This window comes from Comamonas sp. GW821-FHT11H03 (genome assembly GCF_058807955.1).
This window is the reverse complement of record NZ_JBXARF010000003.1, coordinates 302938-327349: the sequence shown is the minus strand read 5'-3', so window position 1 is coordinate 327349 and position 24412 is coordinate 302938. Positions and strand designations below refer to the sequence as shown.

The window sequence follows — 24412 nt, the reverse complement described above, 5'->3', positions numbered from 1 at the left end:
AAGGCCATGAATTCCCGCGAAACCTACGACTCTCAAACCCACGCTAACGGGCAAGAGGGCAGCCAGGGATGGGATGCAATCGATGGGGCGCTGCAGACGGTTTATGGCGATCAGCAGCCCGCGCATTTCGGCACGCTAATCAAGTTTCGTATGGGGGGAGAAGAGCCGTTGGACGGCGTCAGCGTTTATAGAAGCGAGCAGGGCGCGCCACACTGGCACTATGTCAGCTATGGCTTTAGTGACCTGTATGGCGATCTGGATGACAGCTACGACATCGCTCCAGGCAAGCCCAGTGGCTATGGTTTCGAGTTGAGCTTCAGGCTGCTGCGTGCCGCCAGCGAGCATGAGCCACCTAGTTGGCCTGTTAACTTTTTGCAAAATATTGCTCGATATGTATTTCGCACCGGCAATGTGCTGGCCCCCGGCCACTGGATGACGGCCAACGGCCCTATCAAGGCCGATGCCGACACGTTGCTGACCGAAATGGGTTTTGCGCTGGATCCAGAGCTGCCGGCCATTCATACGCCCTATGGCGACCTGATGTTTCTGCAACTGGTGGGGCTGACCAGTGACGAGTTGCGCGAGGTACGCCGATGGAATGTGCAGGGAGCGCTGCATTCCCTGCAGAGTTACATGCCGCTGTGGATCACCGATCTGGCCCGACCCAGTCTGCATGACTTGCCCGATGTGCAGGCCGCCATCGACGCGGGGGCAGCACGAGAAGGCTCCAAGACGGGTGTGCTCTACAACGATGTGCTTGGCTTCAGTCATCGCAAGCGCCTGCTGCGCAGTCCGCAGACAGTGATACGTCTGGGAAGCCTGGGCGTGCGCGACCTCAAGGCCATGCTGCCGGCTCGCCTGCCCCATGGGCGACCGCTGATTCTGGCGGGCGATGGTTCCACGCTGGAGCTGGTGCCTGCCGGCGACAGTGAAGGCGGGATGCTGGACTGGCATAGCGACCGTGAGCTCAAGCTCAGCCTGACCCAGGCTCAGATGCAGGCCTGGAAGCAGTCCGTCAAGGGGCGCGACGGCGAGTACACCGTGCCAGGGCTCGACGGTCTGGTCTGGCAGGTCAAGAGCAGTGTGGTGACGGATAGCCAGGGGCGCGTGACCGGCAGGTACGAAGAGCGCTAAGTGCCGTGCCATGCATCAAGTAGCTATCAAATTGCTGCATGCGCTTTGGAGATGGACGCATCGGCTGTTCCAACTCGGAAAACAAATAGCTCTTAACGCATGCGCTCGTCGGAGAGTCTGCCCGGCAACTGATCCAGCCCTCTGGCAAACCAGCCTATGCCTTCTGTCTCACGCACATCCAGCTGCGACACATAGGGTTTGATGTCGAGCACGGGCGTGCCATCCAGCATGTCGTTACCGCGGAAATGCAGCCAGCACCTGTCCATGCCGAGCAGCTCGACAATGGACAGACCGATGCGGTTGGGCCTTGCCGGTGCCCTTGTGGCAAACACTCCATGGCTGTTGGTGTCCATGAAGGGAACGACTTCCAGCTTTTCTGTGGCCTCATGCAGGTGCGTGAGCAGGATCAGGAATTAAAACTCCTGCACATCGCGCAAGCCCGCAGCAAAAGGCGAAAAAACCTCGATCCTTCCCTCATGCTGCTGGGCCGCAACGGTCTGTATAGGCATTCCCACGGCATGCTTGAACGGGCTGTGTACGCGGCCTATCGGCTGCAGAACAATAGATTCGTTCATCAGGGCAGCACCGCCAGCACGACCTGAGAAGCCTTGAACAGGGCCGTGGCCGTCTTGCCCACGGCAAGGCCCAGGTTTTCGGTGCTCTCCTGCGTGACCATGGCCACCACCTGCAGACCCTGGGCGTCTATGGTCACTTGAGCATTCACCGCGCCGGGCTTGATTCGGGTCATCTTGCCGTTGAGTTGGTTGCGCGCCGAAAAGCGCACGCCTTCGCAATTCGTCACCACCATCACAGACGGCGCCTTGACCATGGCGATCACCGAACTGCCGGCCTTCAGGCCCAGGCTGACGGCGCTGCCATGCGTGATGGTCGCCACCAGCTCAGCATTGTGTTCGGTACGGATCTGGACTTCATCGGTGACGATGCCGTGACTGATATGGGAGACACTGCCCTTGAACTGGTTGCGTGCGCTGCTTTGCATGAGGGTTTCCTGAAAATACCGGCGGGAAGGAAGCCGGATCTATTCTTATAGCACCCAGTCCTGTGCAGTTAAACGCTGCACAGGCCACGGCTGCTTGGTCCTTGCCCATAATACCGTCTCTGATTTGGGTGCCTGAGGCCAAGAAATGAGTGATCTGAACATCGTGCAATGCACGCACGAACGCCACGCCGCCGCGATTCTGGACATTTTCAACGATGCCATCGTCAACTCCACGGCGCTCTACGACTACCAGCCGCGCACGCCACAAAACATGGTCAGCTGGTTCGAGGCCAAGCGTGCAGGCAGTTTCCCCGTCATCGGCATTGAGGATGAACAAGGGCAGTTGCTGGGCTTTTGCAGCTGGGGAAGTTTTCGCGCCTACCCCGCCTATAAGTACACGGTTGAGCATTCGGTCTATGTCCATCCACTGCACCGGGGCCGAGGTTTGGGGCAGCAACTGATGGAGTTGTTGATTGCCGAGGCCAGGCAGCGTGGAGATGTGCATGTGCTCGTCGGTGCCATCGACGCCGCCAACGCGGGCAGCATTGCACTGCACAAGCGATTGGGCTTCGAGTCCGTGGGGCTGATGCCTCAGGTGGGCTTCAAGTTCGGCCGCTGGCTGGATCTGGCTTTCTACCAGCTCACGCTGCAGACGCCGGAAGACCCTATCGACGGTTGATTTGCAGTCAAATCAGGAGCATCAATCTTTTCGATAAAAGGATTGATGCTTTTGGGGTTTCGGATCTTGGATACATTCTGTGGCAGACCGGTAATGCCTCGCTCTTGCCATCATTCAGTTTGACCGCAGTTGAGATTGGATTTTTTCACTTTTGCTGGAGTGACTGCCATGTGGAAATCGGGTCGTCTGCTGACAAACTTTCGCAAGGAGCTGCTGCTCGCCTGGGCCGTGCTGCGCGACCCGCGCTCGCCCAGGGCGGCCAAGCTGGTCACCGTGCTGGCAGCGCTCTACATCGTCAGCCCCATAGACTTCGTACCTGACACCATTCCCATTCTGGGCTGGCTTGACGATGGTCTGATCGGCTTTTTGCTGCTGCAACTGGCTTTCAGGTTTGTGCCGGCCGGGCTTCTGGCATCACTGCGCGAACGCGTGGGCACCAAAGCTGCTTGAGCAGCTGTCTCTAAACCTTGGCGACCAGCGCTGGTACATCGAGCACTGGTCGTTTTTGGGGGTCATTGCTTGGATGTCAGACGGGTAACCTGGGTCTCCAGTCTTTCAATCTCGCGGCGTGCCTCGTCGCCTTCTGGTATGTTGCGGCCCGAGTCGCGCCACTGTACGGCAGCCTTGAAGCCTTCAGCCTGTGCATAGCGGCGAAACCACATGCCTTCGGGGTTGTGGCGTGTGATGCCATCAAACACCGTGGCCAGCATTTGACCTTGTTCCAGACCCATGGTCAGCATGGTCTGGTTGACCACCAGCTTGTGCATGGCCAAGTGCCCGCGCGGCACGGCGGCAATGCGGTTGGCTATCCTCATGGTGCGGGCCTCCAACTCGGATGCGTCTACGGCTTCGGTGGCCAATCCCCATTCAGCAGCTTGCGCACCGCTGATCACATCGCCTGTGAACATCATCTGCTTGGCGCGCATCGGTCCCAGACGCTGGGTCCACATTGCTGTGGTGGGGCATCCCCATACGCGTGTGGGCATATAGCCGATGCGGGCGTCATTAGCCATGATGAGCAGATCGCAGCACAGTGCAATATCGCTGCCACCAGCCACAGCGGCACCGTGTACCTTGGCAATCGTGGGCTTGCTGCAACGCCACAAGCTCATGAAGTCTTCGGTATTGCGCTTCATGAAAGCATAGTCTTCCATGGGATCCCAAGGCGCTTTTTCCTGCTGGCAGGGGTGCTCAATTTCCTGTTCGGCGGTTTCTGCCAAGTCATAGCCACCGCAGAAGCCCTTGCCCGCACCCTCAACAACGATGACATGGATGTCCGGATTGTCCTGAGCCCACTCCACGGCCTTGCGAATCTCGCGCGGCGTCTGGTTATTGATCGCATTCAGGCGCTCGGGGCGATTGAGTAGTAGCCGTGCAATGCGTGGATTGTGGGCGTCTGTGGTGACCGATAAAGTGCTGTAGCCGGGCATGGATAGTCTCCTGATTGAAATGTGAGAAATTCAATCAACTATGAGCAATTAATTGATAAATAACTGTTTTTGACAGTCAGTGTTGACTCTATGTGCATTTGTTTTTACAGTCAACATAGACTGTCAGTTTGGGGGCGAGTATGTCTATTAACCTCAAGGCGGCTGAGAGCAGCACCTTGCGTGAACAGCAGAAACAGGCGACACGTGCGCGCATTTTGAACAGCGCCATGACCTGCCTGATGGATCTGGGCGTTGCGCGTACCACTACGCTGGAAGTGCAGCGCCGGGCGGCAGTCAGCCGCGGTGCATTGCTGCACCACTTTCCTACGCATGCAGAGCTGCTTTGCGCAGTCGTCGATGCCATCGTGGTGCGCAACGAAGAGGCAGTCCTCAAGCATCTGCGCCGCAAAGCAAGACGTAGTGACCCTGTCGAGCATGCGATTCACACACTGGTCGATAGCATGAGAGAGCCTTCATTTCTGGCCGAGCTGGAGCTGTGGGTGGTGGCACGTACCGATACCGAGCTGCGCGAAGCCCTGGTCGCTGCAGAGCGCAAAGCCTTGCGTGACAGGATGCGTGTACTTGATGAAATCTTCGCTCCATTGAGTGCCTTTCCGGCCTACGAGTTGGTAGTCAGCACCAGCGCTGAATTTGTGCGCGGTCTGGCTGTCTCCGGCATTTTGCGCAGCAACCCTCAGTCGGTGAAGGCGCTGACTCAGCAATGGATATGGGCAGTGAGGCAACTGCTGCCACTGAAGCCGCCTAGTCAATGATTTTTTCTCATCACACACGGAGGAGACTTAGATGCCCCAGCTATCGAGCCCGCTGAACTGGTCCTACTGGCCTGCAGACACTTCGCGTGAGGTGCTTAACATCACCGAAGGGCAGGCGCTGCGTGAAGCGACCTTGCAGGCGCCTGAACGATGGGCGCTAGTAGAGAAAATGCCTGCCGGTTGGACGTCGCTGACCGGCGTTGCCGAGACCGATAGACGCTGGACTTATGCGCAGTTGCTGGACGACGCCACGGCCTGTGCACATTGGCTGCTGCGGCGATACAAGCCTGGGCAGCGCATCTGCCTGTGGGCACCGAATGTGCCGGAATGGGTGATTTTGCAATACGGTGCATCACTGGCCGGTATGGTGTTGGTCACCGCCAACCCGGCGCTGCGCGCACAGGAGCTGCAATATGTGCTGCGCCAGTCTCGCTCATGTGCCTTGTTCCATATCGACTGGTTTCGTGGCAGCGATATGGCGGGTATGGCCAAAGCGACAGCTGAAGGGGGGGCGGGTGTGGTCGATGTTATAAGCCTCAGCGGCTGGCTAGATGAGGTGCAACAGTTCCCGCGAGAAGGCTGCCTGCCCGAGGTGGATCCGCGCAGTCCTGCGCAAATCCAGTACACCTCGGGAACCACGGGCGAGCCCAAGGGCGCATTGTTGCATCGTAGGGGTTTGGTCACCAATGCATGTTTCGTCGCCGCACGTGCGCAGCAGCATGAGGATGTGTATGTCAGCCCCATGCCACTGTTCCACACGGCAGGCTCGGTGATGAGTGTTCTTGGCTGTGTCACTACCTTGTCCACTCTGGTGCTGATCGTGGCTTTCGATCCAGACCTAGTTCTGCAGGCCATCGAGGACGAACGCGGCACACGCTTTGGCGGCGTGCCCACTATGCTGCTCGCTTTGTTGGAGCAGTGCAAGGCCAAAGACTATGACCTATCCAGCCTCCAGTTGGCCATGTCCGGCGGGGCTCCTATACCGGTGGCGCTGACCGAGCGCGTGCGTGCCGAGCTGGGTTGTGACTTAGTCACCGTCTATGGTCAGACCGAACTCAGTCCCATTGTTTGCCAGACTGCACCCGATGACAGTGCTGCAGACAAGGCCAGGACTGCAGGCCAGCCGCTATGGCAGGTCGAGGTTCGTATCGCAGGGCCGCACGGCGAAGTCTTGCCTGTGGGTGAAGAAGGTGAGATTCAGGCGCGCGGCTATCAAGTCATGCTGGAATACTTCAAGCAGCCAGAAGTCACGGCTCAGACCTTGCTTAGCGATGGCTGGTTGCGCACGGGTGACCTGGGCATCATGGACGAACGCGGCTATTGCCGCGTCACCGGCAGGCTCAAGGACATGATTATTCGTGGCGGTGAGAATATCTACCCTGTGCAGGTAGAAGGCGTGTTGATGAAGCACCCGGCCGTGGCCGATGTTGCGGTGTTTGGCATGGCCGACGAGCACTGGGGTGAACAGGTGGCAGCTGCGATCCGCTTCAAATCTGGAGTGGATGTTTGTCCGGCCGAGGAACTGAGACAGTTCTGCCGCCAACATATCGCGCCCCACAAAACGCCAGAGCATTGGTTTATCTGCGAGGCTTTTCCGTTGACGGGTTCGGGAAAGGTGCAGAAATTTCGTCTCAAGGAGCTTGCGCGCCATCAGCAATTGAGCACATTGCCTAGACAATGACTCTTTGAAAACCATGGCTGCCAGCGCTTGTCTGCCAATGGCTGGCGCTGCAGGAAGCGATCAAGGTGCGGGTGCCACAGCCTTCGCACCTGCCGTGGGCTTACTGTGCGTTGATACTCCCGCCTGTCAAACTATGGGGCAAGACTTGGCGCACTGTACGTACGCCGAAAATTGCCAGCCATTAAGATAATACATGGGTCATGAATACGGGCCTACGGCTTGTAGTCAACAGCTACTGCCAAGGCAGTCCCTGATAGGTTTGACAAAGGACTGATGCCATGAATGCCGCTGAGCCAATACCATGAGCTTCAAAAGTACTTCGGCGGCCTGCTTTTTGGGCTTGGATGGCTATGCAGGGTGAGGCCTTGGAAGAGGATGTCTAATTCGAAGAGTAGCCTTAGATTCCCAGAGCCTGAAAAGGCTTGGAGGGCTTGAATTCTGTGGTGGCATTGCCGCAATAGGTATGGCTCTGGTCGGCCCCCGGGTCCAGCTTCATGACCTTACCGGTTTGCGCATCGAAATCCAGTGCCTTGAGATCGACCCAGATGGTATTGGGTGTAAGAGCCGACTCGCAGAAGTACAGCTTGAGCTGGTGGTCAAACACCGTACGCCAGCGCGTGGACGAGATACTGGGCTGATCGGGCGTGCTGATGCCGTGGGGCACCAAGACATTGCGGATCACACTAGCCAGTGCCTTGTTGGGATTGGGGTCCTCGGGAATGGCGTTCAAATAGAACGATGCCCGAGCAGAGCGATCGGCCGCGCGGTTGGTGCCGGTAGCTGTGGAGCGCCAGTTGCTGATCGAAGGTAGGGGAGTTGGTCATCACCTGGCACTTGCGGTCATGGTGAATGACTTGCTTGCCCCGGATGTATTCGACGATGGCGCTGTCGCCGCTGGCGTCCGACATGGAAAGATGCAAGGTGGTCAGGCGGCTTTCCCCGTGCACATTGTCCGAGACAATGGGGAAGGGCTCCTGCTCCAGCGCGGCCACTGCCTCCTTTACGCTGGCACAGTTGTCCAGCACATATTGCGCCCAGGCGGCAATCGTCAGCCCGGGTTTGCTCTTGGCATTAAAGCTCGGGTACTGGGACTCCACCAGCTACAGTAGATTGGCGTTGAGACCGGCTTCATTGATGCCGTCCGTGGTCGAGATGTCATCGCCCAAAGTGATAACGCTGCCGTATTTGGACTTCCAGCGCAGCGTGTTCTGGCCGGTCTGACCATTGCATTCCATGCCGCGCGGCAGCACCCAGAGATTGCTGACAATGTCGCTTTTCCAGTCTATGGAGCGGGCCGTCATGACCTGACCGTTGACACCGTGAAAGACCAGGCGGGTGCAGGCTCAGGCGCTGGTGGTAGCGGCCATAGCTGAAGCGGCCATCAGCAGGACGGCCAGTTGGGGGGGATGCGCGGCATTCTGGTCAAATCTACTCCTTGATCCGTAAGCATGATTGAAGACTGGCGTGACTGCTGCCGTGATTGAGCATGACAAGGGCCTTGTCTGGCTGCTGGCAGTCCCATGCGCATAGCCTAACCTACCAGGGAGGCCTGGAGGCAAGCCGCATCTCGCCCCGTCCCTATGCCGCGCATCGTAGAAACGGCTGGCATACTGGCACCATGATGGCAAAGCCCATAATTTCTCTGGTGTTGCTGGCGCTGACCGCTCTGGCGGGCTGTGATTCGGACGCTCCCCCAGCACCTCTGAGCAAGCAGGCGCAGGCCACGCGTGATGCGGCGCCGGAGCAGGTCTTCAAAGGTGTGCTGGCAGGCCAGCCGGTATTCCTCTTGGTCCACGACTGCGAGGTCTTTCTCGTGGAGCCCCTGGAAAAGGGGGAAGTCCACTGGGAAAAAGTACTTGCTCCCGAGCCCTACCCGTTCTTCACCTCCTGTCAGCGTCAGTCCATCCGTTACGAAGCAGGCGTGCTTCAGGTCACACTGGGACGAATGGCCTTTGGCGCGGGCGGCTGCTGTGCCACGGGAGGCGACTACCGCTCCACGGATGGCCGAAACTGGAAAAAGACCTCCTGAAGCCCTGAAGTCGAAACCAGGGGCGCCAGGTAACTGTCCGCAGGTTGGAGCGCTGCGGGCCGACTCCTGCGATCAGAGCGCTGTCAATGTCCATCTCCCAGAGGCAAAGCTGAGATGGTGCGTCAACTCCAGAGCCTGGAGCAGCATCGCGTCGTGGGAGACGATGAGTAGCGTGCCCGAGTATTGGCGCAACATGCTCTCCAGCGCCTGTAGGGACGGCAGATCCAGGTGGTTGTCGGGCTCGTCCAGCAGCAGTAATTGAGCAGGTTCGTCGCGGTAGAGCGCACAGGCCATGGCGGCCTTGAGGCGTTCGCCCCCGCTGAGCTGCCCGGTGGGCTGGTCGATATGGCGCGAGTCCAGTCCGATCTGTGCCAGGCGCATGCGTTGCAGCGACTCGGGCGTGCTCGGACTCTCGGTCAGCAACTGGCTCAGTACCGACGATGAAGGTTGCAGCAAGCTCTGGTGCTGGTCGAGCACGGCATGTGTCGCATTCAGCTTGCATTCACCCGCCAGCGGCTGCAATTGAGCGGCCAGCAGTTGCAGCAGTGTGGACTTGCCGCAGCCATTGGGCCCGGTGATGGCCATGCGTTGACCGGCACGCAGCTCAAGGCTCAAGGACGAGTGCGCTGCCACATGAGGCAGTTGCACCTCGCGCAGCTCGGCCACTATGCGATCTCCGCTGCTCGTGAGCCCTTGCGGCAGATGCCAGTGAATGCTCTCGGCCTGCCAGTCCACTTGGCGCTGCAGTGCCTGGGCGGCCTCGCGCACGCTTTGGTTCAGGGCTTCGCGCGCTGTGGCCTGCTGGGTCGCCAGCTTGCCGCCCGAACTCTGTGCGCGCTCCTTGCTCGCGTCCAGCAGAATCTTGGCCTGATTGCCGTTCTTTCCCAGCTTTTCACCGCGTGCCTGCCTGCGACTCTGGCGTTCCTGCTGCGTGCGCAAGGCTTGCTCGGCGCGGCTGCGTTCCAGCTTGAGGCGGGCCAGCTCGTCTTGTGCATTCTGGCTTTTCTGGCGTTGGACTTCTCTGTAGAAAGAGTAGTTTCCGCCGTAGATGGTGATTGCGCTGGAGGTCAGCTCCGCAACAGAGTCCATAGCCTCCAGCAAGACTCTGTCATGGCTGATCAGCAGCAGACCGCTGCGCCATTGCTGCAGTTGCTGCGCCAGGGCAGAGCGGCTGGCAGCGTCCAGATGATTGCTGGGCTCGTCCAGAATCAGAAAGTCGGCCTGGGACAGTTGTGCACCCAGCAGCGCCACGCGCATGGCCTGGCCGCCGCTGAGCTGGCTGGCAGGTGTTTGCGGTGCCAGCTGAGGCAGGCCGATCCGTTCAAGCTGCATCTGAAACTGCTGACGTATGTCCCAGCGCTCGGCTAGCAGTTCGTAGTCGCTGGCTTCGCAGCTGCCTTGTTCGATGCGCTCCAGTGCCAGCAGCGTGTCGCCCAGGCCTGCAAGTGCAGCAAGGTTCAGTCCCGGACGCGATGCCAGCGGGTTTTGCGGCAGATAGTGAATGCGGCCCGCTCGTGTCACGCTGCCGCCGCCAGGAGACAACTCTCCAGCCAGGATGCGGGCCAGCACGGTTTTTCCGACGCCATTGCGGCCCACCAGCGCCGTGCGCTGTGAGCCGAAGCTGCAGCAAAGATTGGAAAAGAGCGGCCACCCATTGGGCAGCGTGTAGGTGACGCCATTCAGCGTCAGGCGAGCTTCTGTCATAGAACCATGCGATGGGTTGATGCCTAACATCCCCAGGCTGCACATATGGGCGGCAGCGATTGGGAGGAGGGGAGGTGGCCGTCAATCAGACGGCGGCATCAATGGCGCATGGGTGAAGTGCCTCGGTGGAAAGTTGAAGTGGTCTATTTTAGGCTGTGCGGCGCTGAGGTCAAGAAAGGCGTGGCGTGGATACCGCTGCCTGATTGCCGAACTTCGCCAGCACCGCCAGCACGCTGGCGACCGCAGGGTTCAGCGTCGGCAATTGGCGATGGGCGATGGCCATGGGGCGCATCAAGGTGGGTGACAGATGCCGTATTTGCACACTGCTCTGTTGTTGCTGCTCTTCCATGGCCTCCAGCGGCAGCAGAGCTGCAGCCTGACCAGCGGCAGCCAAGCTTTTGAGCGCCTCGGTATAGGTCAGAGCAATGAATGGGCGAGGACTCAGGCCTGCCTGGCCGAACCAGCCGGCAATCAGGCCGTGCATCTGCGTGGCGGAAGCAAAGCAGGCCCAGGGGCGGCTTGCCAGCCATTCGGGGCTGACCCGTTCGGGGACCTCCCAGGCTGCGGGTAACAGGGCCACCATAGGGTCGTTACGCCAGGGCGTGAGCATGATCTCGGCCGTCTCCGCCTGCGGGCTGGCGACCAGGCCGATATCGAGCGTTCCGGCCTTGAGGCGCTGCATGGAGTCGGCCGAGCCCACAGCCTCCAGCTTGATGTCAATGCCCGGGTTGTGACGACTCAGGGCGTCGAGCATCAGCGGAAACAGCCGGATATTGACTCCGGCCGATACACCCACCTTGACCAGGCCGGCGCGGCCGCTGGCGTGACGCTGCACCTGATCGATCAGGTCGTCGCCGGCCTCGAGCAGCTTGCGTCCTTTCTGGACCAACACTTGGCCGGCCGATGTCAGCTCTGCCTGGCGCCTGCCGCGCAGCAACAGCGTGGCGTTCATGCGAGCCTCCAGCTCCTTGATGTGCAGGCTGACCGTGGGTGGTGCCAGATGCAGCGCCTGGGCTGCCGCGGCAAAGGTGCCGAGATCGGCGATGGCAATTAGGGTCTGCAGTTGATCGAGATTCAGGTTTCGCATGGACTTTGAATCAGATTTTCTGAATTGAATGGTCAGATCATTCAACTTTACAGATGTTTGGCCGCCAAAGACCATTGGCTGACCATGAAAAATCATCGAATTGAAGACCGCAGCGCGGGATATGACGCATTGGATGACGGAGCTGTAGCCGCGTCCACTCACAGGCTTGAAGCGGCAGGGCCTGGGCAGGCTCGCGCATGGCGCTGGCTGGCACAAGTCCGGAATTGGCTGGAGCGCGCCGAGGCGCGAGTAGGGGCGGGCTTCAGAGTGCCACCCAATGGCGGGTGAGGAGGAGGCAGACATTCTCGGGGATCGATTGCTTCTGGATGCTGCGCGGCATGCTTCTCACGCGATCTCAGCTTCTGCATATCGGTTGTTTTTCAGCACCAGGCCAGCGCTATATTTGTGGACCGATGTTTTTGCAGAGTCCTTGATAGCTTATGTTGCTGAAGCAAATTGAATCCGTCGTGCTGTTTGTGCAAGATATTGATGCCGCTTCTATCTGGTATGCCGAGTTGTTTCAGACCGAGGTGCAATATGAGAATCATCACTACGCTTTTATCAGGACACCAGGATGCCTGATTGGTTTCCATCCGCAGGACTGTAAGTCTCCAGGTGGAGTCGGCGGGGCGACAGTCTATTGGGAGGTGGCTGATCTGCAGGAGGCGATATGGGAACTTGAACAAAGAGGGGCCGTTTTGTACCGAGGTCCTATTGTCACAAGCCTTGGTGCGGTTGCGGCAATGCTGCTTGACCCCTTTGGCTGCACCATAGGTCTGAATCAGTCACACCCTCATTCCGCGCAAGCAGTCCAGACACTGCCAAGCGTTAGCTAGCAGCTGGAGCCGATGCTTGGCGAATGAGCCATCAAGTCAATGTCGAGCCATGCATCGATTTGAAGCCTTTCACGAGACTTCTGGATACCAGGATCAAATGTCAGAATCCCGATGTTATTGACTTATGCATCAAGGGGGATCAATGCGTGCACTGGCAGAACTTTTGGAGCGCGACGAGCCGGCCTTGTCGCTGATACAAGCCTGGGCTCAGGACGCGAGCGTTCCTGTCGAATGTCTTCCTCCCTCGGCCCAGAGAGACTCCGTATTGCTTGCATTGCAGGTCACGACACGCTCGCCGCTGGGTGCCATAGCCCATGGAACCGGTGGAGTTCTCATTGACGGGGGATGGCTCAGAATGCTGGGCTCGGGGCATCCCATGCTCACGCGCGATCTCGCGGCGTGGAATCGCGCGCGCAGCAGCGGATTTTTGCTGATTGCCGACGATGCCGTAGGTGGATTCTTCGCCATCAATGGCGGGGCACTTGGCGAGGATCTGGGGGCTATCCATTATCTAGCGCCAGACACCTGGGCCTGGGAATCGCTGGAGATGAGGCATACGGCGTTTGTGCAATGGGCTTTCACGGGGGGGCTGCGCGACTTCTATCGTGATTTGCGTTGGGAAGGCTGGGAAACCGAGGTGGCCGGCATGGGCAATGATGCTTGCATGAGCTTCTATCCTTTTCTCTTCACGGAGCAGGGCTCCATACATTCGAGTGCGCGCAGACCGGTACCGGCGGCAGAACACTATGCATTCATGAGCAAGAGTGGATAGAAAGAGCCTGCCTGAGCCAAGACAAAGGATGAGGTATCAGGTGGCTGCGCCGCTTTCACCGCCTGCGTGCGACCGGCTCAAGCGGGTATCAGCGCTTTTTTCGCGTCGCAATCTCATGGCGTGCTGTCGCCATTTCAACCAATTGGGCAATCGTGTTGATATTTCTGGCAGTACCTTGGGCAGCTGCTGGAATCTTGAGCTTGGAACTGCCCATTCCCGCACCATAAGCCACATAGATCTCGCGCCGTCCCAACTGCAGTTGTTCGTCCTTGCGACCCTTGATCTGGGTCAGCGTGTCTGCAGGTGGTTCTTCATCGAGAAAGATGGCAACAGTGCGGTTGCCCGGGGATTCGGGAAAGGGGTTGTTGGCCAGCACCTCCGTCATCTCCCGGGCCGTGCGCACGATGACATCCACGGGCTTACCTGCATAACTGGCCAGGCGTCGCTCCAATGCCGACTTGAGCTGCTGCTCAGTGCAATCTGCATCCAGCACCACATTGCCGCTGGCAATATAGGTCTGTACCTGCGCAAACCCTTCGGCCTTGCACATGGACTTCAACTCCGCCATGGGGAGTTTGCTGGTTCCGCCAACATTGACGGCCCGCAGCAGGGCAACATAGATGGGCATGACGGATAAATGGGCTGGATCTCGAAGGGGCAGGCGGAGAAATCCCGCACGATGCGACAGAGCGCCAAGGTGCAAAAGAGAATGCTAGCGTATCGCAGCAGCCCGCGAGATTGGGGCTGCCTGGATAGAGCGGATTCAGGAGGACTTGCAGTCCACAATGGATCAGGCTGAGGGGTTGCAGAGGCATGGTTTAAAGCGCAGCCAGCACTCTTCAGTGCTTGTATGGATTTGCCCTTCCATGAGACAGAAATTCCACAGCTGCGTCAACTGGGCTTGCCTTGGACCAAAGCTCTAGTCATTGCACGGATTGCTGCTGCATTTCACAGAATTCGCCCAGGCTCATGCTGCCCTTGTGCCGCCCGTGGGGATTGGCTTGAGCGCTCGTCAGTTCGGATAGAAGCTTGCCGTTTGCCTGGACTCAATTGCCTGCCCGAGACCGGCGCCAGAAACGGCCTGCTCGGTAGACGGTGCAGGACTGCCTTGTGCCGAAGCATCCGGGCCGTAGTTGTTGCGGCGCTCTTCTACTGTCATGGATTGCGGGCATTTCGAGCCCGTGATCTCCAGTGCTACGCGAGCGGCGGGATCCATGCAGTCCATTGCCAGAGAGGCGGCCTTCATGCCCTTGTTCCAGAGCTCACGGCTCATTTTCAGGCGCTTGCAATGATCGTCCGTCCAGGTGGTGCCGAAGCTCACGCCAAAGCCAGGGCCGTTGGCACTGCCGCTGCTGCTGCCCATGCAGGTGTCATTGCTGGTCGTGAGGTTGGGGCCGTTCACACTGGGAACGTTCTTCATGGTGTAAGTACCTGTGTACTCCACAATGTTCTTGGATGTGCCGGACACCGTATTGTTCAGGTTCTGCGTGGTTGTTCCGCTTGTTGTTATTTTTTGGTCGGAAGTTGAGGTGGATCTGCTGTCCATCGTGGATGCAGATCGACTTTCCGTCGGGGCAACGACCGGATTGACAATGGTGATGGACTGATTCTGTTGTGCTCCCACGGACGAGGAGTTGGAGAGGCTTTGTGCACTGCTGTCGGCGTTCTGCGCAAAGCTGCACAAAGGGACACAAAGGCTTAGCAAGGCTATTGAGGCTTTCATGCTGTTTCTCCTTTGTCCCCGAGTCTTGACTTGGGAGGCCTCAACTCGGGGGGCAATACAACTGAGTTCGCGGACCTTCTCTAGTTGGCAGCCGAGTTCGCCCATCCGTAAGCATTGCCCGAAGTTCCGCCTCCATTGGAGCCTCCGAAGGCTGTACCCAGGCTGAACCCGGTAGTTGTCGCGTTGCCAATAGAGGAGGCGCCAGAGTTATTGCTGGTCGAGGTTCCTCCAGGACCCGAGATCGCCTGCGAGTTCGCGCCAAAGTAGGAGTTGGTATGGGCCGCGCTGTTCACCACCGCAATGCCATTGCCGATGGACGCAGTTCCTGCCATATTGTTGGTGCTCGAGTTTGCGTAGCCTCCGGCGCCACCGCTGACCAACTTGCCGGGAGCGTGGCCGAGGTAATTGCTACCTACATCCGAATGTGCGTTGGCGTTGGTGACTCCGTAGCCGCCAGCAACGCCTCCCCCGCTGGTCGCAGCAAGACTGGTGACAGTTCCTGTGGTGGATGCGCTTCCGCCGACATTCGATTGGCCCGAGGCCACAGGCCCCCAGGAACCGGTTGTACCGGTGCTGGTTCCAAAGCCGCTTGCGTGAGCGCTGGCCGTCGCACTATTGAAGCTCACAGCGCTGCCGGTGCCGGAGCTTGCAACCGAGGAATAGGTTCCCGAGGATGCATTGGTCCCCGTGTTGGTTGCAGCAGATGCCACACCAGCCAAGGCAGCAACCGCCATGACAATCAAAGACTTTTTCATGATCATTCCTTTGAACAGCGAGTTCTCAGACCACCGGGATGAATTCAGGCGAAAGATCATTTGCCATTGCACAGTGATCAATGCCAACCGAAGTTGCGTTTTGGCTTCGCAGGTGTCTGGTTTGTTCCAAAACGTTCATTCGGTTAATGGCAGTTTCAATAAGCCGGATGAAAACAGAAATACCTTGTTTGGGCACGAAATAGGATTTCGCTTATCTGCTGCTATTTGTGCAATTTATTGAAATTTATAACTTCATTGCTATCAACAATGAAGCGAAATCAGATAATTTAGATATTGTTTTTAAGTGTAATTTTCAAAACAATATAATCATCTATATTCTGATGCTTGTATGCGGAAAATTTTCCGGAGAAGAAAAAACCTTGTTTTCTTTGATTTTAAATACCAATATTGAGTGGTTTTTAATTGTAAAGAATGTACTTTCCTATTTGATTGAATAGTGTTTCATGAATTTATTGCCATTTTTCGAGCTTTCATAGAAGCTGAAAGACGGTCATCCGGGAATGGGGCTTGCGGTTTGCCATGTCCAATGTTGCGGTAAACCAAATCCCTAATCCGGCCTCGATTTTTGCTGCAAGCCAATGGGCAGCAATGCGGTTGCTCCTCGGCAGGCTCAAGATATCGCAGCGGGTTGTTGGCAGTCGTTTCAAGGCCATCCCTGGTAGATGCGAGCGACGGGATTTTCCGTCCCGATCGCCCGCCAGAGCTTCAGGCCCTTATCAAGCTTTTCTCACTCTCACTGGTAACCCTTGCCTGACCACTGCCCCTGATACCCAGTCAATCCATACATTGTCCTTTTCAGGTCGGGTCGGATCGGTAAAGCCCAGAGCATTGAGGTTCACGCCATTGCCGTGCTGCGGGTTGGCATGGGTGGGCTGGCCGTCGACCTTGTGGGACACGGTGCCTAGTTGCTTGTGACCGTAGCCATGCTCAATGGCGATCGCACCGGGCGCGATACCAGCGCGTACCAAGGCCACGCCTTGGAGTTTACCGCCGGGGGTGCTGAGTACGATGTGGTCGCCATTGGCGATGCCCAGCTTTGCCGCGTCGGCCTTGTTGATGCTCACAGGATTGTGCGGGTGCACCTGGCGCAGCCGTGAGGCGGCGATGGACATGCTGCTCATCAAGTTGGACTTGTAGCTGGTCATGGTCAGCGGCCAGTCTTGCTCGGAAAACACTTGGCGCATGTCCGAGCCATCGGCCAGGCGCGTAGGGTACCAGGTGGGGCAGCCGCTGTAGCGCTCGCCCGTCATGGAGTGGCGCATTTTGGAGAGGGCTTCGTTCCAGAAGGTGACGGGGAACTTGGCTTGCAGCTTGAGCTGGTCGCCCTTCCACGCGTCGTCCTGGCGGTCAAAGCGGCCGCCACGGCTCATGACCATGGCGACGCGGCGCACTTCTTCGGGTTTGACGCGGGTTTCGACCGAGGGCATCCACTTTTTCAGGCCCGTGATCTCGATGTCGTCATCGCTGGCTTCAGGCACGGGCTTGCCCGCCTGGTAGGCGATATTGCACATGCCACGCAGGTAGAAGTCTTCGGCGTTTTCCAAATCCAGCGGCTCGCCATCCTTGGTGGACATGGCGTTTTTGCCAAAACCGGGCAGGCCCAGCTGCTTGGCCACGGCAAAGATAAAGGTCTCGAAGCTGATGGGTTGGCCATCGGCCGTTTTGGCGGTGGCGGCTTCCACGGTGGGCCAGCGCACAGTGCTGCTCTTGGCCACCACATCGGCCCAGGGCGCGCCAATGCCCCAGCTCTCATAGGTGACAGTGTCGGGCACGATGTAGTCGGCCAGGGCAGAGGTCTCGTTGATGAAGGGGTCGACCGAGACGAAAAGCGGCAGCTTTTTCACATCCTTGACGGCATCGGCCAGCGTGTTCTCAAACCCGCACATGGCGTAGATGGGGTTGCTCATGTGGTTGATCCACGCCTTGACCGGGTAGGGGTAGCCCAGCATGCCGGCGGCCAGCATTTCGCTGCTAAGGCCTCCGGGCGCGGGGTACCAGGGCGCTTTGGCGGGGTAGGGGTTCTGGCCCGCTTCCTTTTTGCGCTGGAATTCGCTGGTCTTCTCGTAGGGGAACTTAGTGCGCGACAGGGCCACGCCCTTGGGTTTAACAGCCCCTTCAAACTGCGCAAAGTTGTAGCGCGGGCCGGGGCCAAAGGGGCCGAACGGGCCAGCGTCCATGACCCAGCCGCCGCGCACGTTGAGGTTGCCGATCAGGTTGTTGAGCATGGCGATGGCGTAGGCGGTGTAAAAGCCCGAGCCATTCATCGTCCCGCCATGCGAGTTGGCCACGGCCTGCTTGCCGTGGCTGGTGAATTCGCGTGCCAGGTCTTCGATTTCCTTGACGGGTACGTTGCACAGGGCGGCGTATTCCTCCAGCGTCTTTTTGTGCGCCTCGGCGCGCAGTTTGACGAATGCGGTGCAAACCTGAATGGGGGCGGACTCTTCGGTAGCGTCAGCGGCCTTGATAGGTGTGAACTCGCGCTCCACGATCAGCTCGGCAGGTGTGGTCACGGTGTGGGCGGCGTGCGTTCCATCGGCCAGTTGCACCACATACACGTCTTCGGCGGGAGTGTTCTCGTCCACGGGCTCGGGCATGGGCAGACCGATATCGGCACCGCGCAGGAACTGGCCAAAGCGCGGGTGCTTGGGCTCGTTGATCAGTAAATGGGTAGCGTTGCTCCACGATGCCTCGCCCACGGCGGCCATGGCGGCGGGGCCGGGCTGGGCAAGGAACTGCTTGTCGTAGCGCTCGTTGTCGATGATCCAGCGGATCAGGCCCATGGCCAGCGCCAAGTCGCTGCCGGGCTTCACGGGCAGCCAGCGGTTGTTGTTGCCCGCGGCCACGCTGGAAGAGGTGGGCAGCATGGGCGAGACGACGACGTATCGGTAGGTGTTCTCGCCACGCGATCGGGCCTCGGCCAACTCGCGGCCCACGCGTTGGAAAGGGTTGCCCGATTGCGCGGGTGAGGTGCCGATAAACAGGCCAAAGCGTGAGTTCTTCCAGTCGGGTTTGCCGTGGGGCATGCCTGCGATGTCGCCCAGGGCTGCACCTGTGCCAACGCGGTAAGTCTGGCCGCAGTAAGAGCCGTGGTTGGACACATTGATGGTGCCGAACGACTGTTTGGCAAAGCGGTTGACCAGCGGTGTGCGGCCTTCGTTGGCGGCCTCGGTCAGCAGCAACTGGTTGGATTTGGGGCCGTATTCGGGATTGGCTTCGTCGATAAGCGTCTTCACATCGCGGATGGCACGCAGGCCGTCAACATGGCCTTCGCCAAACAGGTTGCCGCCTTCGCAGATTTCCTGAACCAGCTCTTCGAGCGTCATGGTCTTCCACTGGCCCGAGCCGCGCGGGCCGACGCGCTTGAGCGGCTTGAGTACGCGGTGCGGAGCTTTCTGGTGCTCCAGCATGGCCGAGCCGCGTGCGCAACTGGTGGCGCGGCCTTCCAGGCCGTTGTCGCCGCCCAGCATGGCGTAGACCTCGCGCACTGGCGTTTCCATGGGCGCGGGGTTGGTGGTGGCCAGCGGGTGGTAGGGGTTTCCGGCGATACGGATGATCTGGTTGTGATCGGCATCGACGCGCACGCGCACGCCGCACTGCGTCCAGCAGCCCAGACACGAGGAGGGGCTGACCACCTGACCGGGCTGGGTCGTCAGCTTGCCGCTGATGGGGTCGATACGGAATTCGGGCGTCAGAGAGTTGCCGCGCGTGGCGCTTTGGGTGGTTTTTCCCGAGGTGCCGGTGATCAGCCCCTTGGCGCCCTTGGCCACGGTTTCGCCATAGCCGGCGGCAAAAGCAGCCAGACCGCCTGCGACGGCACCGCCGCGCAGCAGCATGCGGCGGCGGCCGGCATCGGTGCGACCGGCATCGATGTGGCCGGCCTCGGTATCTTGTGATTGTTCGGGGGAGAGTCTCTTGTCAGTCATGGTCTTGCCCTGTGTGTGAGGGAAGGGCAAGCGCTGCAGCGTTTCTATGGTTTTGATAGCTGCTGGCGCTTGCGGGTATTGCGTTGTATAAGTACTTGGCTTGATTTTTAGGCGGCGCTAGCGGGCTTGCGAGCCGGGAACAGCTCCAGCGCCCAGGTGGCCAGCGCAACCAGTGCCACGCACAGGCCAGCCATGCCCAGCATGCCCATCAGCCCTTCACCGCCCAGAGGCATGCTGTACAGATACAGGCCTGCGCCAAACTTGGGCACGCCCTGCACGCCCATGAACAGTGCCCAGCGGAAGGCCCATGCCGATGCCGCCAGGCCGGCGCCCAGCACCAGGGTGTAGCCCTTGGCTGCCAGACGATGCTCGCCGCGCAGCAGGGCCATCACCACGGCTGCGCCAAACACGGCCGAGCCCAGCATGGAGATGCGCCAGACAGGGAACTCATGGAACAGGCGCACCGCCATGTCAAATGAAGGACTCTGGCCCGCGATCCCGGCAATTCCCCAGGTCAGTGCACTGGCAATCAGGCCGGTGGCCAGCCACAGGCCCAGATGGCGCAACCCTTGCAGGGCTGCCACATCAGGCTGCAGGGCTCGGGGCAGAAAGCGGTAGAGCACAAAGCCCATGCCCACGGTAGCCAGCCAGCCGCTGAGTGCCAGATTGATCGGTACCCACAGCGTGTTCCACAGCGGGCGCGAGCGGATGACCATGATTTCGGCGCCCGTGTAGACCACGATGCTGAGTGTGGACAGCACCAGTACAGGCACCAGCAGGCGCATCAACCGGTGCTTGCCCAGCCACCACAGCGCGCACATCAACACGCACAGCCCGACAAACGTGGGCATGAGCACGGCACCCAGGCTCATCCACGACCAGGGTGTGAGGTGGGCATAGAAATGCCAGAAGCGCGCGGGCTGGTGCAGGTCGGCCAGCAGGGCGACAGGTGCGGCAATCGCGCTCACGGCCAGTACCAGCACGGCTGTGGGCAGCAGGCGCTGGAGCAAGCCTCGTGCCGGGCCGAACGCACAGGCCGAAGTCAGCAGTGCAGCCCCCGTGGCCATGCCGACGAGAAAGAAATACTGCACGGCCCATGGCAGCCATGCCGCTTCGTAGGCCGGGGTCAGGAGTTCAATGATTTGCATGAGGGCGCTCCATTCACAGATGTTCGGCAACAAGGCGAACTGTGGCCTGACCATCGACACCGTTCACAAACTCATCGGGCAGGCCGATGTAGAAGACATGTGGCTTGGTCTTCATGCCGGGCTTGAGGACCTTGATCTCGTCCTTGTGAACATTGATGCGCTGGTTGATTTCGCTGTGTGCGTCGTTCAGGTCGCCAATCACGCGTGCACCGCCCACGCAGCTTTCCACGCAGGCGGGCAGCAAGCCGGCTTCAAGGCGGTGTTCACAGAAGGTGCATTTGTCGGCGGTCTGCGTTTCGTGATTGATGAAGCGTGCGTCGTAGGGGCAGGCCTGCACGCAATAGCCGCAACCCACGCAGCGCTCGTTGTCGACAAGAACGATCCCGTCGGTGCGCTGAAATGTGGCTTGCACCGGGCAGACGGGCACGCAGGGCGGTTCGTCGCAGTGGTTGCACAGTCGCGGCAGACTGACCATGGCGGCAGCCGTGTCGCCGGCCTGCTCGATTTCGTACTGCAGCACCGTGGTGCGGAACTGGCCGATGGGGGGCTGGTTTTCGACCGAGCAGCTCACCGTGCAGGCCTGGCAGCCAATGCACTTGCGCATATCGACCAGCATGCCGAAGCGCTTGCCTTTCATGCCGGGTCGGCGTATGGGCTGAAAGCTGGGGTCGCCGGGAAGCGCTGCGCGGGCGCTGCCCGCAACGCCGAAGCTGGCCGCCATGGCAATCAAGTCCTGCAAAAAACCGCGCTTGGTGGGCGCCGGCACTGCCTGCTGAGGTGTCCGGGCAATGGGTGGGGTGCTGCAGGTGCAGGCCGAGCTGCTGGTTGAGCAGTCGGAGAGTTCTCGTTTCTGAAGTGGCATGGCCCTTCCTTTCATCGTCGCACTGGCACCAGAAGACCCCGATGCCTTAAACACAAAAGAGTATTAAATTAATATCTTTTATGTCTAATTGACTATATGAAAGTTGCCGCTTGCGTCACTTGATTTGAGTCAAGTCTTGGCTTGCCCAAGATTTTTTTGCATGGAAATCTCGCAAGAAGATGACTTGTCGCCGAGCATGCAGTCACTTTATTAATGAACTGTTAAGCAATCAGTGTGTTGCCGTATGTAATCCGCTTTACTTGGTGGCAAGTGCTGGAGATCAAGCTATGCATACATCGCGTGCCTGAGCGCATGCTGAGTTCGATCTGCTGCGCCACCGCAAAGGTTGCTGCAGCAAACAGATTGGTTTGGAGCCTTGAGTGGCTTTATATATCCTTGATATGAGGCAGTTTCGTTGCTGTCCGACAGTGCTGCAGGCCCGCGAGTTTCTTGGAGGCGGTGCGTTTTCTGTAAGATGTTCACATGCTGCAGGTTTTATGAGCGGCCGGCCCTGATGCTTGCTGTCTCGCAGCTATCTTGGTGCACTGCCAAGTGCATGCGATATTCCAATTTCGTCACATTGAAAGGATCGATATGTCACGCTCTGTTTCCGACGCCGTTTCCACCGCCCAAGACGATCTGGAAAAACTGGTCAGCGATCTGCGTGGTCTGCTGTCTGCCCGTGAACTGGACAAGCTTCCTGAAATCGGCGTGCTTCGTCAGCGCATCGACGACGGCATGGCCAACGTGCGCGAGTCTGCCGTGCGTGCCGCTCAGGATGCCGCTCGTCAGGCACGTGAAGCTGCCGATGTGGCGGATCGTTACGCTCACGACGAACCCTGGCGCGTCGCCGGTGCCGCGCTGGCAGTGGGTGCACTGCTGGGTTTCATGCTGGGTCGCCGCTAAGCATTGCTAAGCTGCAAAAGGACAAGTGCCTGTGAATTTGATTTCACTACTGGGTCTTGATTCCCTGCTGGAGCGCTGGCGTGCCAATCTGAACGAGGCCGCGATTGCGGCCGAAGATCGGGTTGATCTTGCGCAGCTTGAGTGGCAGCAGCACAAGCGCAGCATGCAAGCGCTGGCGGTATTGGCCATTGTGCTGGGTGCACTCACCGTGGTCGTGCTCATCGTCCTGTCCATGGCTGTGCTCGTGCAGTTCTGGGATAGTGAGCATCGTCAGTTGGTGGCGTGGCTGCTGGTCGGTGGCTGGGTTCTGGTCTGGGGCCTGGGGCTGTGGCGACTGCTGGCAGCTGTCAATCAACTCTCCAGCCCTTTCAAGCTCACTCGGCGCGAGCTCAAATCGGATTGGCAAGCGCTGAAGGAGAGGATTTAGCATGAGCGGCATCTCTCCCGATTCGCGATCCGCAGAGTTGGAGCCCGTCAAGCCCGCAGGCATGGATGCTCTGCTTTGGAATGAGGCGACCGCCGAGCAGAAGCTGGTGCTTTTGCGCATTGCCAAGCAACGTGCACGCATCAAGGCCAGGGCTGCGGCCAAGGCGCAGGCGCTTGGCCTGCGCACTACGCAAACTCCGCATGTGGACGCAGAGGCTCCCTTGCCTGAGCGACTGCTGTCTTTCGTTCGCCTGCATCCGCTGGCAACGGCGGCTGCAGGTGGTTTGCTGATGGTTCTGGGACCACGCAAGCTGATTCGCTGGGGCAGCGCAGCACTGCCCTGGATCCTCAAACTGCAGCAACGTACACGCGGCTGAAGGGTCGTAAAAAAACAGCCCGTCAGGCTCAGGCATGACGGGCTGTTTCTTTTTTGCACGGCCAGGCCACGCGTCAAGCTCAGTGCATATGGGCGATGGCCTGGGCTGCTTCGGTGACCAGGTCGGGGCCGCGATAGATCAGGCCGCTGTAGATCTGCACCACATCGGCACCCGCGCGGATCTTGCTCACGGCGTCCGCACCGCTCAGGATGCCGCCCACGCCAATGATGGGAAAGCGGCTGCCAAGGGCTGAGCGTAGCTGGCGAATGATCTGGTTGCTGGCTTCGAGCACGGGCGCGCCGGACAGGCCGCCGGCTTCTTCGGCATGCTGCAGACCCTTGACGGCATCACGGCTGATGGTGGTGTTGGTGGCAATCACGCCATCCATGCCGTGGCGCTCCAGCGTCGCCGCAATCACGCCGACCTGCTCTTCATCGAGGTCGGGAGCGATCTTCACAAACACCGGCGTGCGCTTGCCATGCTGGCTGGAAAGCTGTTCGCGGCGATTGGCGACCGCACCCAGCAGAGCATCCAGCGCCTCGTCGCTTTGCAGTGCACGCAGATTCTTGGTGTTGGGCGAGCTGATGTTGACCGTCACATAGTCGGCATGAGGGTACACGCCGTCCAGCGCCTTGATGTAGTCGCTGGTGGCCTCTTCGATGGGGGTTATGGCGTTCTTGCCGATGTTCAGGCCCAGCAGCATGGCGCCGCCATTGGCGCGCACTTGCGAGCGACGCACATTGGCCAGGAACGCATCCAGGCCTTCGTTGTTAAAGCCCAGGCGGTTGATCAGTGCATTCTTTTCAGGAATGCGGAACATGCGGGGCTTGGGATTGCCGGGCTGGGGGCGGGGCGTGACGGTGCCGACTTCCACAAAGCCGAAACCCATGGCGGCCAGCGCATCGATGCAGCGTGCATTCTTGTCCAGGCCTGCGGCCATGCCCACACGGTTCGGGAACTTGAGGCCGGCGAGCTCGATGGGGTCGCTGATCAGAGGGCGTGCCCAGGCTTTCTGGAGCAAGGTGTTTTGACCCTTGGCCATGAGGTTCATGGTGAGGTCGTGGGCCGCTTCGGGGTCCATGCCGAAAAGAATAGGACGCGTCAGTGAGTAAGGAATAAGAGACATGAGGATAATCGCAGGATTAT

General features: G+C 59.3%; 22 protein-coding genes and 2 pseudogenes. 11 read left to right on the top strand and 13 right to left on the bottom strand.

Annotated elements, in window-relative coordinates; all coding sequences use genetic code 11:
* Nucleotides 1–6 precede the first annotated feature (6 nt).
* Nucleotides 7–1134: a suppressor of fused domain protein gene (locus tag AC1RTQ_RS09825; protein ID WP_492875305.1), complete on the top strand. Its 1128-nt coding sequence runs from the start codon at nucleotides 7–9 to the stop codon at nucleotides 1132–1134.
* A 92-nt stretch (nucleotides 1135–1226) separates the two neighbouring features.
* Here the strand turns inward: AC1RTQ_RS09825 and tsaA are convergent.
* Nucleotides 1227–1709 (bottom strand): annotated as a pseudogene (gene tsaA, locus AC1RTQ_RS09820) (tRNA (N6-threonylcarbamoyladenosine(37)-N6)-methyltransferase TrmO).
* Nucleotides 1709–2134 carry a TOBE domain-containing protein gene (locus AC1RTQ_RS09815; protein WP_302090913.1) on the bottom strand — a complete coding sequence of 142 codons (426 nt, stop codon included), beginning with the start codon at nucleotides 2132–2134 and terminating at the stop codon, nucleotides 1709–1711. The pseudogene tsaA and the gene AC1RTQ_RS09815 overlap by 1 nt, the downstream one beginning before the upstream one ends.
* A 145-nt stretch (nucleotides 2135–2279) precedes the next feature.
* On the opposite strand from AC1RTQ_RS09815, the gene AC1RTQ_RS09810 reads away from it, so the two are divergent.
* Together AC1RTQ_RS09810 and AC1RTQ_RS09805 are read left to right on the top strand one after the other, a co-directional pair.
* Nucleotides 2280–2813 carry a GNAT family N-acetyltransferase gene (locus AC1RTQ_RS09810; RefSeq protein ID WP_304349170.1) on the top strand — a complete coding sequence of 178 codons (534 nt, stop codon included), beginning with the start codon at nucleotides 2280–2282 and terminating at the stop codon, nucleotides 2811–2813.
* A gap of 168 nt (nucleotides 2814–2981) precedes the next feature.
* Nucleotides 2982–3263 (top strand): YkvA family protein, encoded by a 282-nt coding sequence (locus tag AC1RTQ_RS09805; protein WP_302090911.1) that lies wholly within the window; start codon nucleotides 2982–2984, stop codon nucleotides 3261–3263.
* A gap of 62 nt (nucleotides 3264–3325) precedes the next feature.
* Here the strand turns inward: AC1RTQ_RS09805 and AC1RTQ_RS09800 are convergent, their stop codons facing one another.
* Nucleotides 3326–4243, bottom strand: coding sequence for a crotonase/enoyl-CoA hydratase family protein (locus AC1RTQ_RS09800; protein WP_302090910.1), 918 nt, complete (start codon nucleotides 4241–4243; stop codon nucleotides 3326–3328).
* A gap of 140 nt (nucleotides 4244–4383) precedes the next feature.
* On the opposite strand from AC1RTQ_RS09800, the gene AC1RTQ_RS09795 reads away from it, so the two are divergent.
* Together AC1RTQ_RS09795 and AC1RTQ_RS09790 are read left to right on the top strand one after the other, a co-directional pair.
* Nucleotides 4384–5016: a TetR/AcrR family transcriptional regulator gene (locus AC1RTQ_RS09795; protein WP_302090909.1), complete on the top strand. Its 633-nt coding sequence runs from the start codon at nucleotides 4384–4386 to the stop codon at nucleotides 5014–5016.
* 31 nt (nucleotides 5017–5047) lie between these two features.
* A complete protein-coding gene (locus AC1RTQ_RS09790) occupies nucleotides 5048–6697 on the top strand; it encodes an AMP-binding protein (RefSeq protein WP_302090908.1) in 1650 nt (549 codons plus the stop codon).
* A gap of 397 nt (nucleotides 6698–7094) precedes the next feature.
* On the opposite strand, the pseudogene AC1RTQ_RS09785 reads toward AC1RTQ_RS09790, so the two are convergent.
* Nucleotides 7095–8079: pseudogene (locus tag AC1RTQ_RS09785) on the bottom strand (linear amide C-N hydrolase).
* Between the two features lie 236 nt (nucleotides 8080–8315).
* Here AC1RTQ_RS09785 and AC1RTQ_RS09780 point away from each other — a divergent pair.
* Complete coding sequence (locus AC1RTQ_RS09780) at nucleotides 8316–8726, top strand: hypothetical protein (protein WP_492875301.1); 411 nt, start codon at nucleotides 8316–8318, stop codon at nucleotides 8724–8726.
* A 72-nt stretch (nucleotides 8727–8798) separates the two neighbouring features.
* On the opposite strand, the gene AC1RTQ_RS09775 is transcribed toward AC1RTQ_RS09780, so the two are convergent.
* A complete protein-coding gene (locus AC1RTQ_RS09775; protein WP_304349171.1) occupies nucleotides 8799–10430 on the bottom strand; it encodes an ATP-binding cassette domain-containing protein in 1632 nt (543 codons plus the stop codon).
* A gap of 169 nt (nucleotides 10431–10599) precedes the next feature.
* Nucleotides 10600–11517, bottom strand: a complete 918-nt coding sequence (locus AC1RTQ_RS09770; protein ID WP_302090905.1) for a LysR family transcriptional regulator — start codon at nucleotides 11515–11517, stop codon at nucleotides 10600–10602.
* A 440-nt stretch (nucleotides 11518–11957) separates the two neighbouring features.
* Here AC1RTQ_RS09770 and AC1RTQ_RS09765 point away from each other — a divergent pair, with 440 nt between their 5' ends.
* The gene (locus AC1RTQ_RS09765) at nucleotides 11958–12353 is read left to right on the top strand and encodes a VOC family protein (protein ID WP_492875298.1); all 396 of its coding nucleotides are present in this window, start codon (nucleotides 11958–11960) and stop codon (nucleotides 12351–12353) included.
* A gap of 142 nt (nucleotides 12354–12495) precedes the next feature.
* The gene (locus tag AC1RTQ_RS09760) at nucleotides 12496–13125 is read left to right on the top strand and encodes a DUF2625 domain-containing protein (RefSeq protein WP_302090903.1); all 630 of its coding nucleotides are present in this window, start codon (nucleotides 12496–12498) and stop codon (nucleotides 13123–13125) included.
* 88 nt (nucleotides 13126–13213) lie between these two features.
* Here AC1RTQ_RS09760 and AC1RTQ_RS09755 read toward each other — a convergent pair whose 3' ends face one another.
* The 6 genes from AC1RTQ_RS09755 to dsrO all read right to left on the bottom strand — a co-directional run bounded on the left by AC1RTQ_RS09755 (nucleotide 13214) and on the right by dsrO (nucleotide 21557).
* Nucleotides 13214–13753 (bottom strand): DUF1697 domain-containing protein, encoded by a 540-nt coding sequence (locus tag AC1RTQ_RS09755; protein WP_304349173.1) that lies wholly within the window; start codon nucleotides 13751–13753, stop codon nucleotides 13214–13216.
* Between the two features lie 384 nt (nucleotides 13754–14137).
* Nucleotides 14138–14593 (bottom strand): hypothetical protein, encoded by a 456-nt coding sequence (locus tag AC1RTQ_RS09750; protein WP_492875295.1) that lies wholly within the window; start codon nucleotides 14591–14593, stop codon nucleotides 14138–14140.
* Nucleotides 14594–14928: 335 nt separating this feature from the next.
* Nucleotides 14929–15603: a hypothetical protein gene (locus tag AC1RTQ_RS09745; protein WP_302093291.1), complete on the bottom strand. Its 675-nt coding sequence runs from the start codon at nucleotides 15601–15603 to the stop codon at nucleotides 14929–14931.
* 737 nt (nucleotides 15604–16340) lie between these two features.
* Nucleotides 16341–19547 carry a tetrathionate reductase subunit A gene (locus AC1RTQ_RS09740; RefSeq protein WP_492875293.1) on the bottom strand — a complete coding sequence of 1069 codons (3207 nt, stop codon included), beginning with the start codon at nucleotides 19545–19547 and terminating at the stop codon, nucleotides 16341–16343.
* Nucleotides 19548–19654: 107 nt separating this feature from the next.
* Nucleotides 19655–20695, bottom strand: coding sequence for an NrfD/PsrC family molybdoenzyme membrane anchor subunit (gene nrfD, locus AC1RTQ_RS09735; protein ID WP_492875291.1), 1041 nt, complete (start codon nucleotides 20693–20695; stop codon nucleotides 19655–19657).
* A gap of 13 nt (nucleotides 20696–20708) precedes the next feature.
* The gene (gene dsrO, locus AC1RTQ_RS09730) at nucleotides 20709–21557 is read right to left on the bottom strand and encodes a sulfate reduction electron transfer complex DsrMKJOP subunit DsrO (RefSeq protein WP_492875289.1); all 849 of its coding nucleotides are present in this window, start codon (nucleotides 21555–21557) and stop codon (nucleotides 20709–20711) included.
* Between the two features lie 594 nt (nucleotides 21558–22151).
* Here dsrO and AC1RTQ_RS09725 point away from each other — a divergent pair.
* From AC1RTQ_RS09725 to AC1RTQ_RS09715, 3 genes are read left to right on the top strand one after another with little or no spacing between them, the layout of a single operon-like run.
* The gene (locus AC1RTQ_RS09725; protein WP_003079290.1) at nucleotides 22152–22463 is read left to right on the top strand and encodes a DUF883 domain-containing protein; all 312 of its coding nucleotides are present in this window, start codon (nucleotides 22152–22154) and stop codon (nucleotides 22461–22463) included.
* A gap of 25 nt (nucleotides 22464–22488) precedes the next feature.
* On the top strand, nucleotides 22489–22890 hold the full coding sequence (locus tag AC1RTQ_RS09720) for a phage holin family protein (RefSeq protein WP_302090897.1): 402 nt from the start codon (nucleotides 22489–22491) through the stop codon (nucleotides 22888–22890).
* Between the two features lies 1 nt (nucleotide 22891).
* The gene (locus AC1RTQ_RS09715) at nucleotides 22892–23266 is read left to right on the top strand and encodes a hypothetical protein (RefSeq protein ID WP_492875286.1); all 375 of its coding nucleotides are present in this window, start codon (nucleotides 22892–22894) and stop codon (nucleotides 23264–23266) included.
* Nucleotides 23267–23345: 79 nt separating this feature from the next.
* Here AC1RTQ_RS09715 and AC1RTQ_RS09710 read toward each other — a convergent pair whose 3' ends face one another.
* Nucleotides 23346–24392: a quinone-dependent dihydroorotate dehydrogenase gene (locus tag AC1RTQ_RS09710; RefSeq protein WP_492875284.1), complete on the bottom strand. Its 1047-nt coding sequence runs from the start codon at nucleotides 24390–24392 to the stop codon at nucleotides 23346–23348.
* Nucleotides 24393–24412: the final 20 nt, after the last annotated feature.

What these genes read in the sequence shown, in the direction of transcription:
- nrfD (WP_492875291.1), bottom strand. Translation starts at nt 20,695, where the DNA reads ATGCAAATCATTGAACTCCTGACCCCGGCCTACGAAGCGGCATGGCTG.
- AC1RTQ_RS09770 (WP_302090905.1), bottom strand. Translation starts at nt 11,517, where the DNA reads ATGCGAAACCTGAATCTCGATCAACTGCAGACCCTAATTGCCATCGCC.
- AC1RTQ_RS09810 (WP_304349170.1), top strand. Translation starts at nt 2,280, where the DNA reads ATGAGTGATCTGAACATCGTGCAATGCACGCACGAACGCCACGCCGCC.
- AC1RTQ_RS09815 (WP_302090913.1), bottom strand. Translation starts at nt 2,134, where the DNA reads ATGCAAAGCAGCGCACGCAACCAGTTCAAGGGCAGTGTCTCCCATATC.
- AC1RTQ_RS09790 (WP_302090908.1), top strand. Translation starts at nt 5,048, where the DNA reads ATGCCCCAGCTATCGAGCCCGCTGAACTGGTCCTACTGGCCTGCAGAC.
- AC1RTQ_RS09715 (WP_492875286.1), top strand. Translation starts at nt 22,892, where the DNA reads ATGAGCGGCATCTCTCCCGATTCGCGATCCGCAGAGTTGGAGCCCGTC.
- dsrO (WP_492875289.1), bottom strand. Translation starts at nt 21,557, where the DNA reads ATGCCACTTCAGAAACGAGAACTCTCCGACTGCTCAACCAGCAGCTCG.
- AC1RTQ_RS09710 (WP_492875284.1), bottom strand. Translation starts at nt 24,392, where the DNA reads ATGTCTCTTATTCCTTACTCACTGACGCGTCCTATTCTTTTCGGCATG.
- AC1RTQ_RS09775 (WP_304349171.1), bottom strand. Translation starts at nt 10,430, where the DNA reads ATGACAGAAGCTCGCCTGACGCTGAATGGCGTCACCTACACGCTGCCC.
- AC1RTQ_RS09725 (WP_003079290.1), top strand. Translation starts at nt 22,152, where the DNA reads ATGTCACGCTCTGTTTCCGACGCCGTTTCCACCGCCCAAGACGATCTG.
- AC1RTQ_RS09755 (WP_304349173.1), bottom strand. Translation starts at nt 13,753, where the DNA reads ATGCCCATCTATGTTGCCCTGCTGCGGGCCGTCAATGTTGGCGGAACC.
- AC1RTQ_RS09825 (WP_492875305.1), top strand. Translation starts at nt 7, where the DNA reads ATGAATTCCCGCGAAACCTACGACTCTCAAACCCACGCTAACGGGCAA.
- AC1RTQ_RS09760 (WP_302090903.1), top strand. Translation starts at nt 12,496, where the DNA reads ATGCGTGCACTGGCAGAACTTTTGGAGCGCGACGAGCCGGCCTTGTCG.
- AC1RTQ_RS09800 (WP_302090910.1), bottom strand. Translation starts at nt 4,243, where the DNA reads ATGCCCGGCTACAGCACTTTATCGGTCACCACAGACGCCCACAATCCA.
- AC1RTQ_RS09765 (WP_492875298.1), top strand. Translation starts at nt 11,958, where the DNA reads ATGTTGCTGAAGCAAATTGAATCCGTCGTGCTGTTTGTGCAAGATATT.
- AC1RTQ_RS09805 (WP_302090911.1), top strand. Translation starts at nt 2,982, where the DNA reads ATGTGGAAATCGGGTCGTCTGCTGACAAACTTTCGCAAGGAGCTGCTG.
- AC1RTQ_RS09795 (WP_302090909.1), top strand. Translation starts at nt 4,384, where the DNA reads ATGTCTATTAACCTCAAGGCGGCTGAGAGCAGCACCTTGCGTGAACAG.
- AC1RTQ_RS09780 (WP_492875301.1), top strand. Translation starts at nt 8,316, where the DNA reads ATGATGGCAAAGCCCATAATTTCTCTGGTGTTGCTGGCGCTGACCGCT.
- AC1RTQ_RS09740 (WP_492875293.1), bottom strand. Translation starts at nt 19,547, where the DNA reads ATGACTGACAAGAGACTCTCCCCCGAACAATCACAAGATACCGAGGCC.
- AC1RTQ_RS09745 (WP_302093291.1), bottom strand. Translation starts at nt 15,603, where the DNA reads ATGAAAAAGTCTTTGATTGTCATGGCGGTTGCTGCCTTGGCTGGTGTG.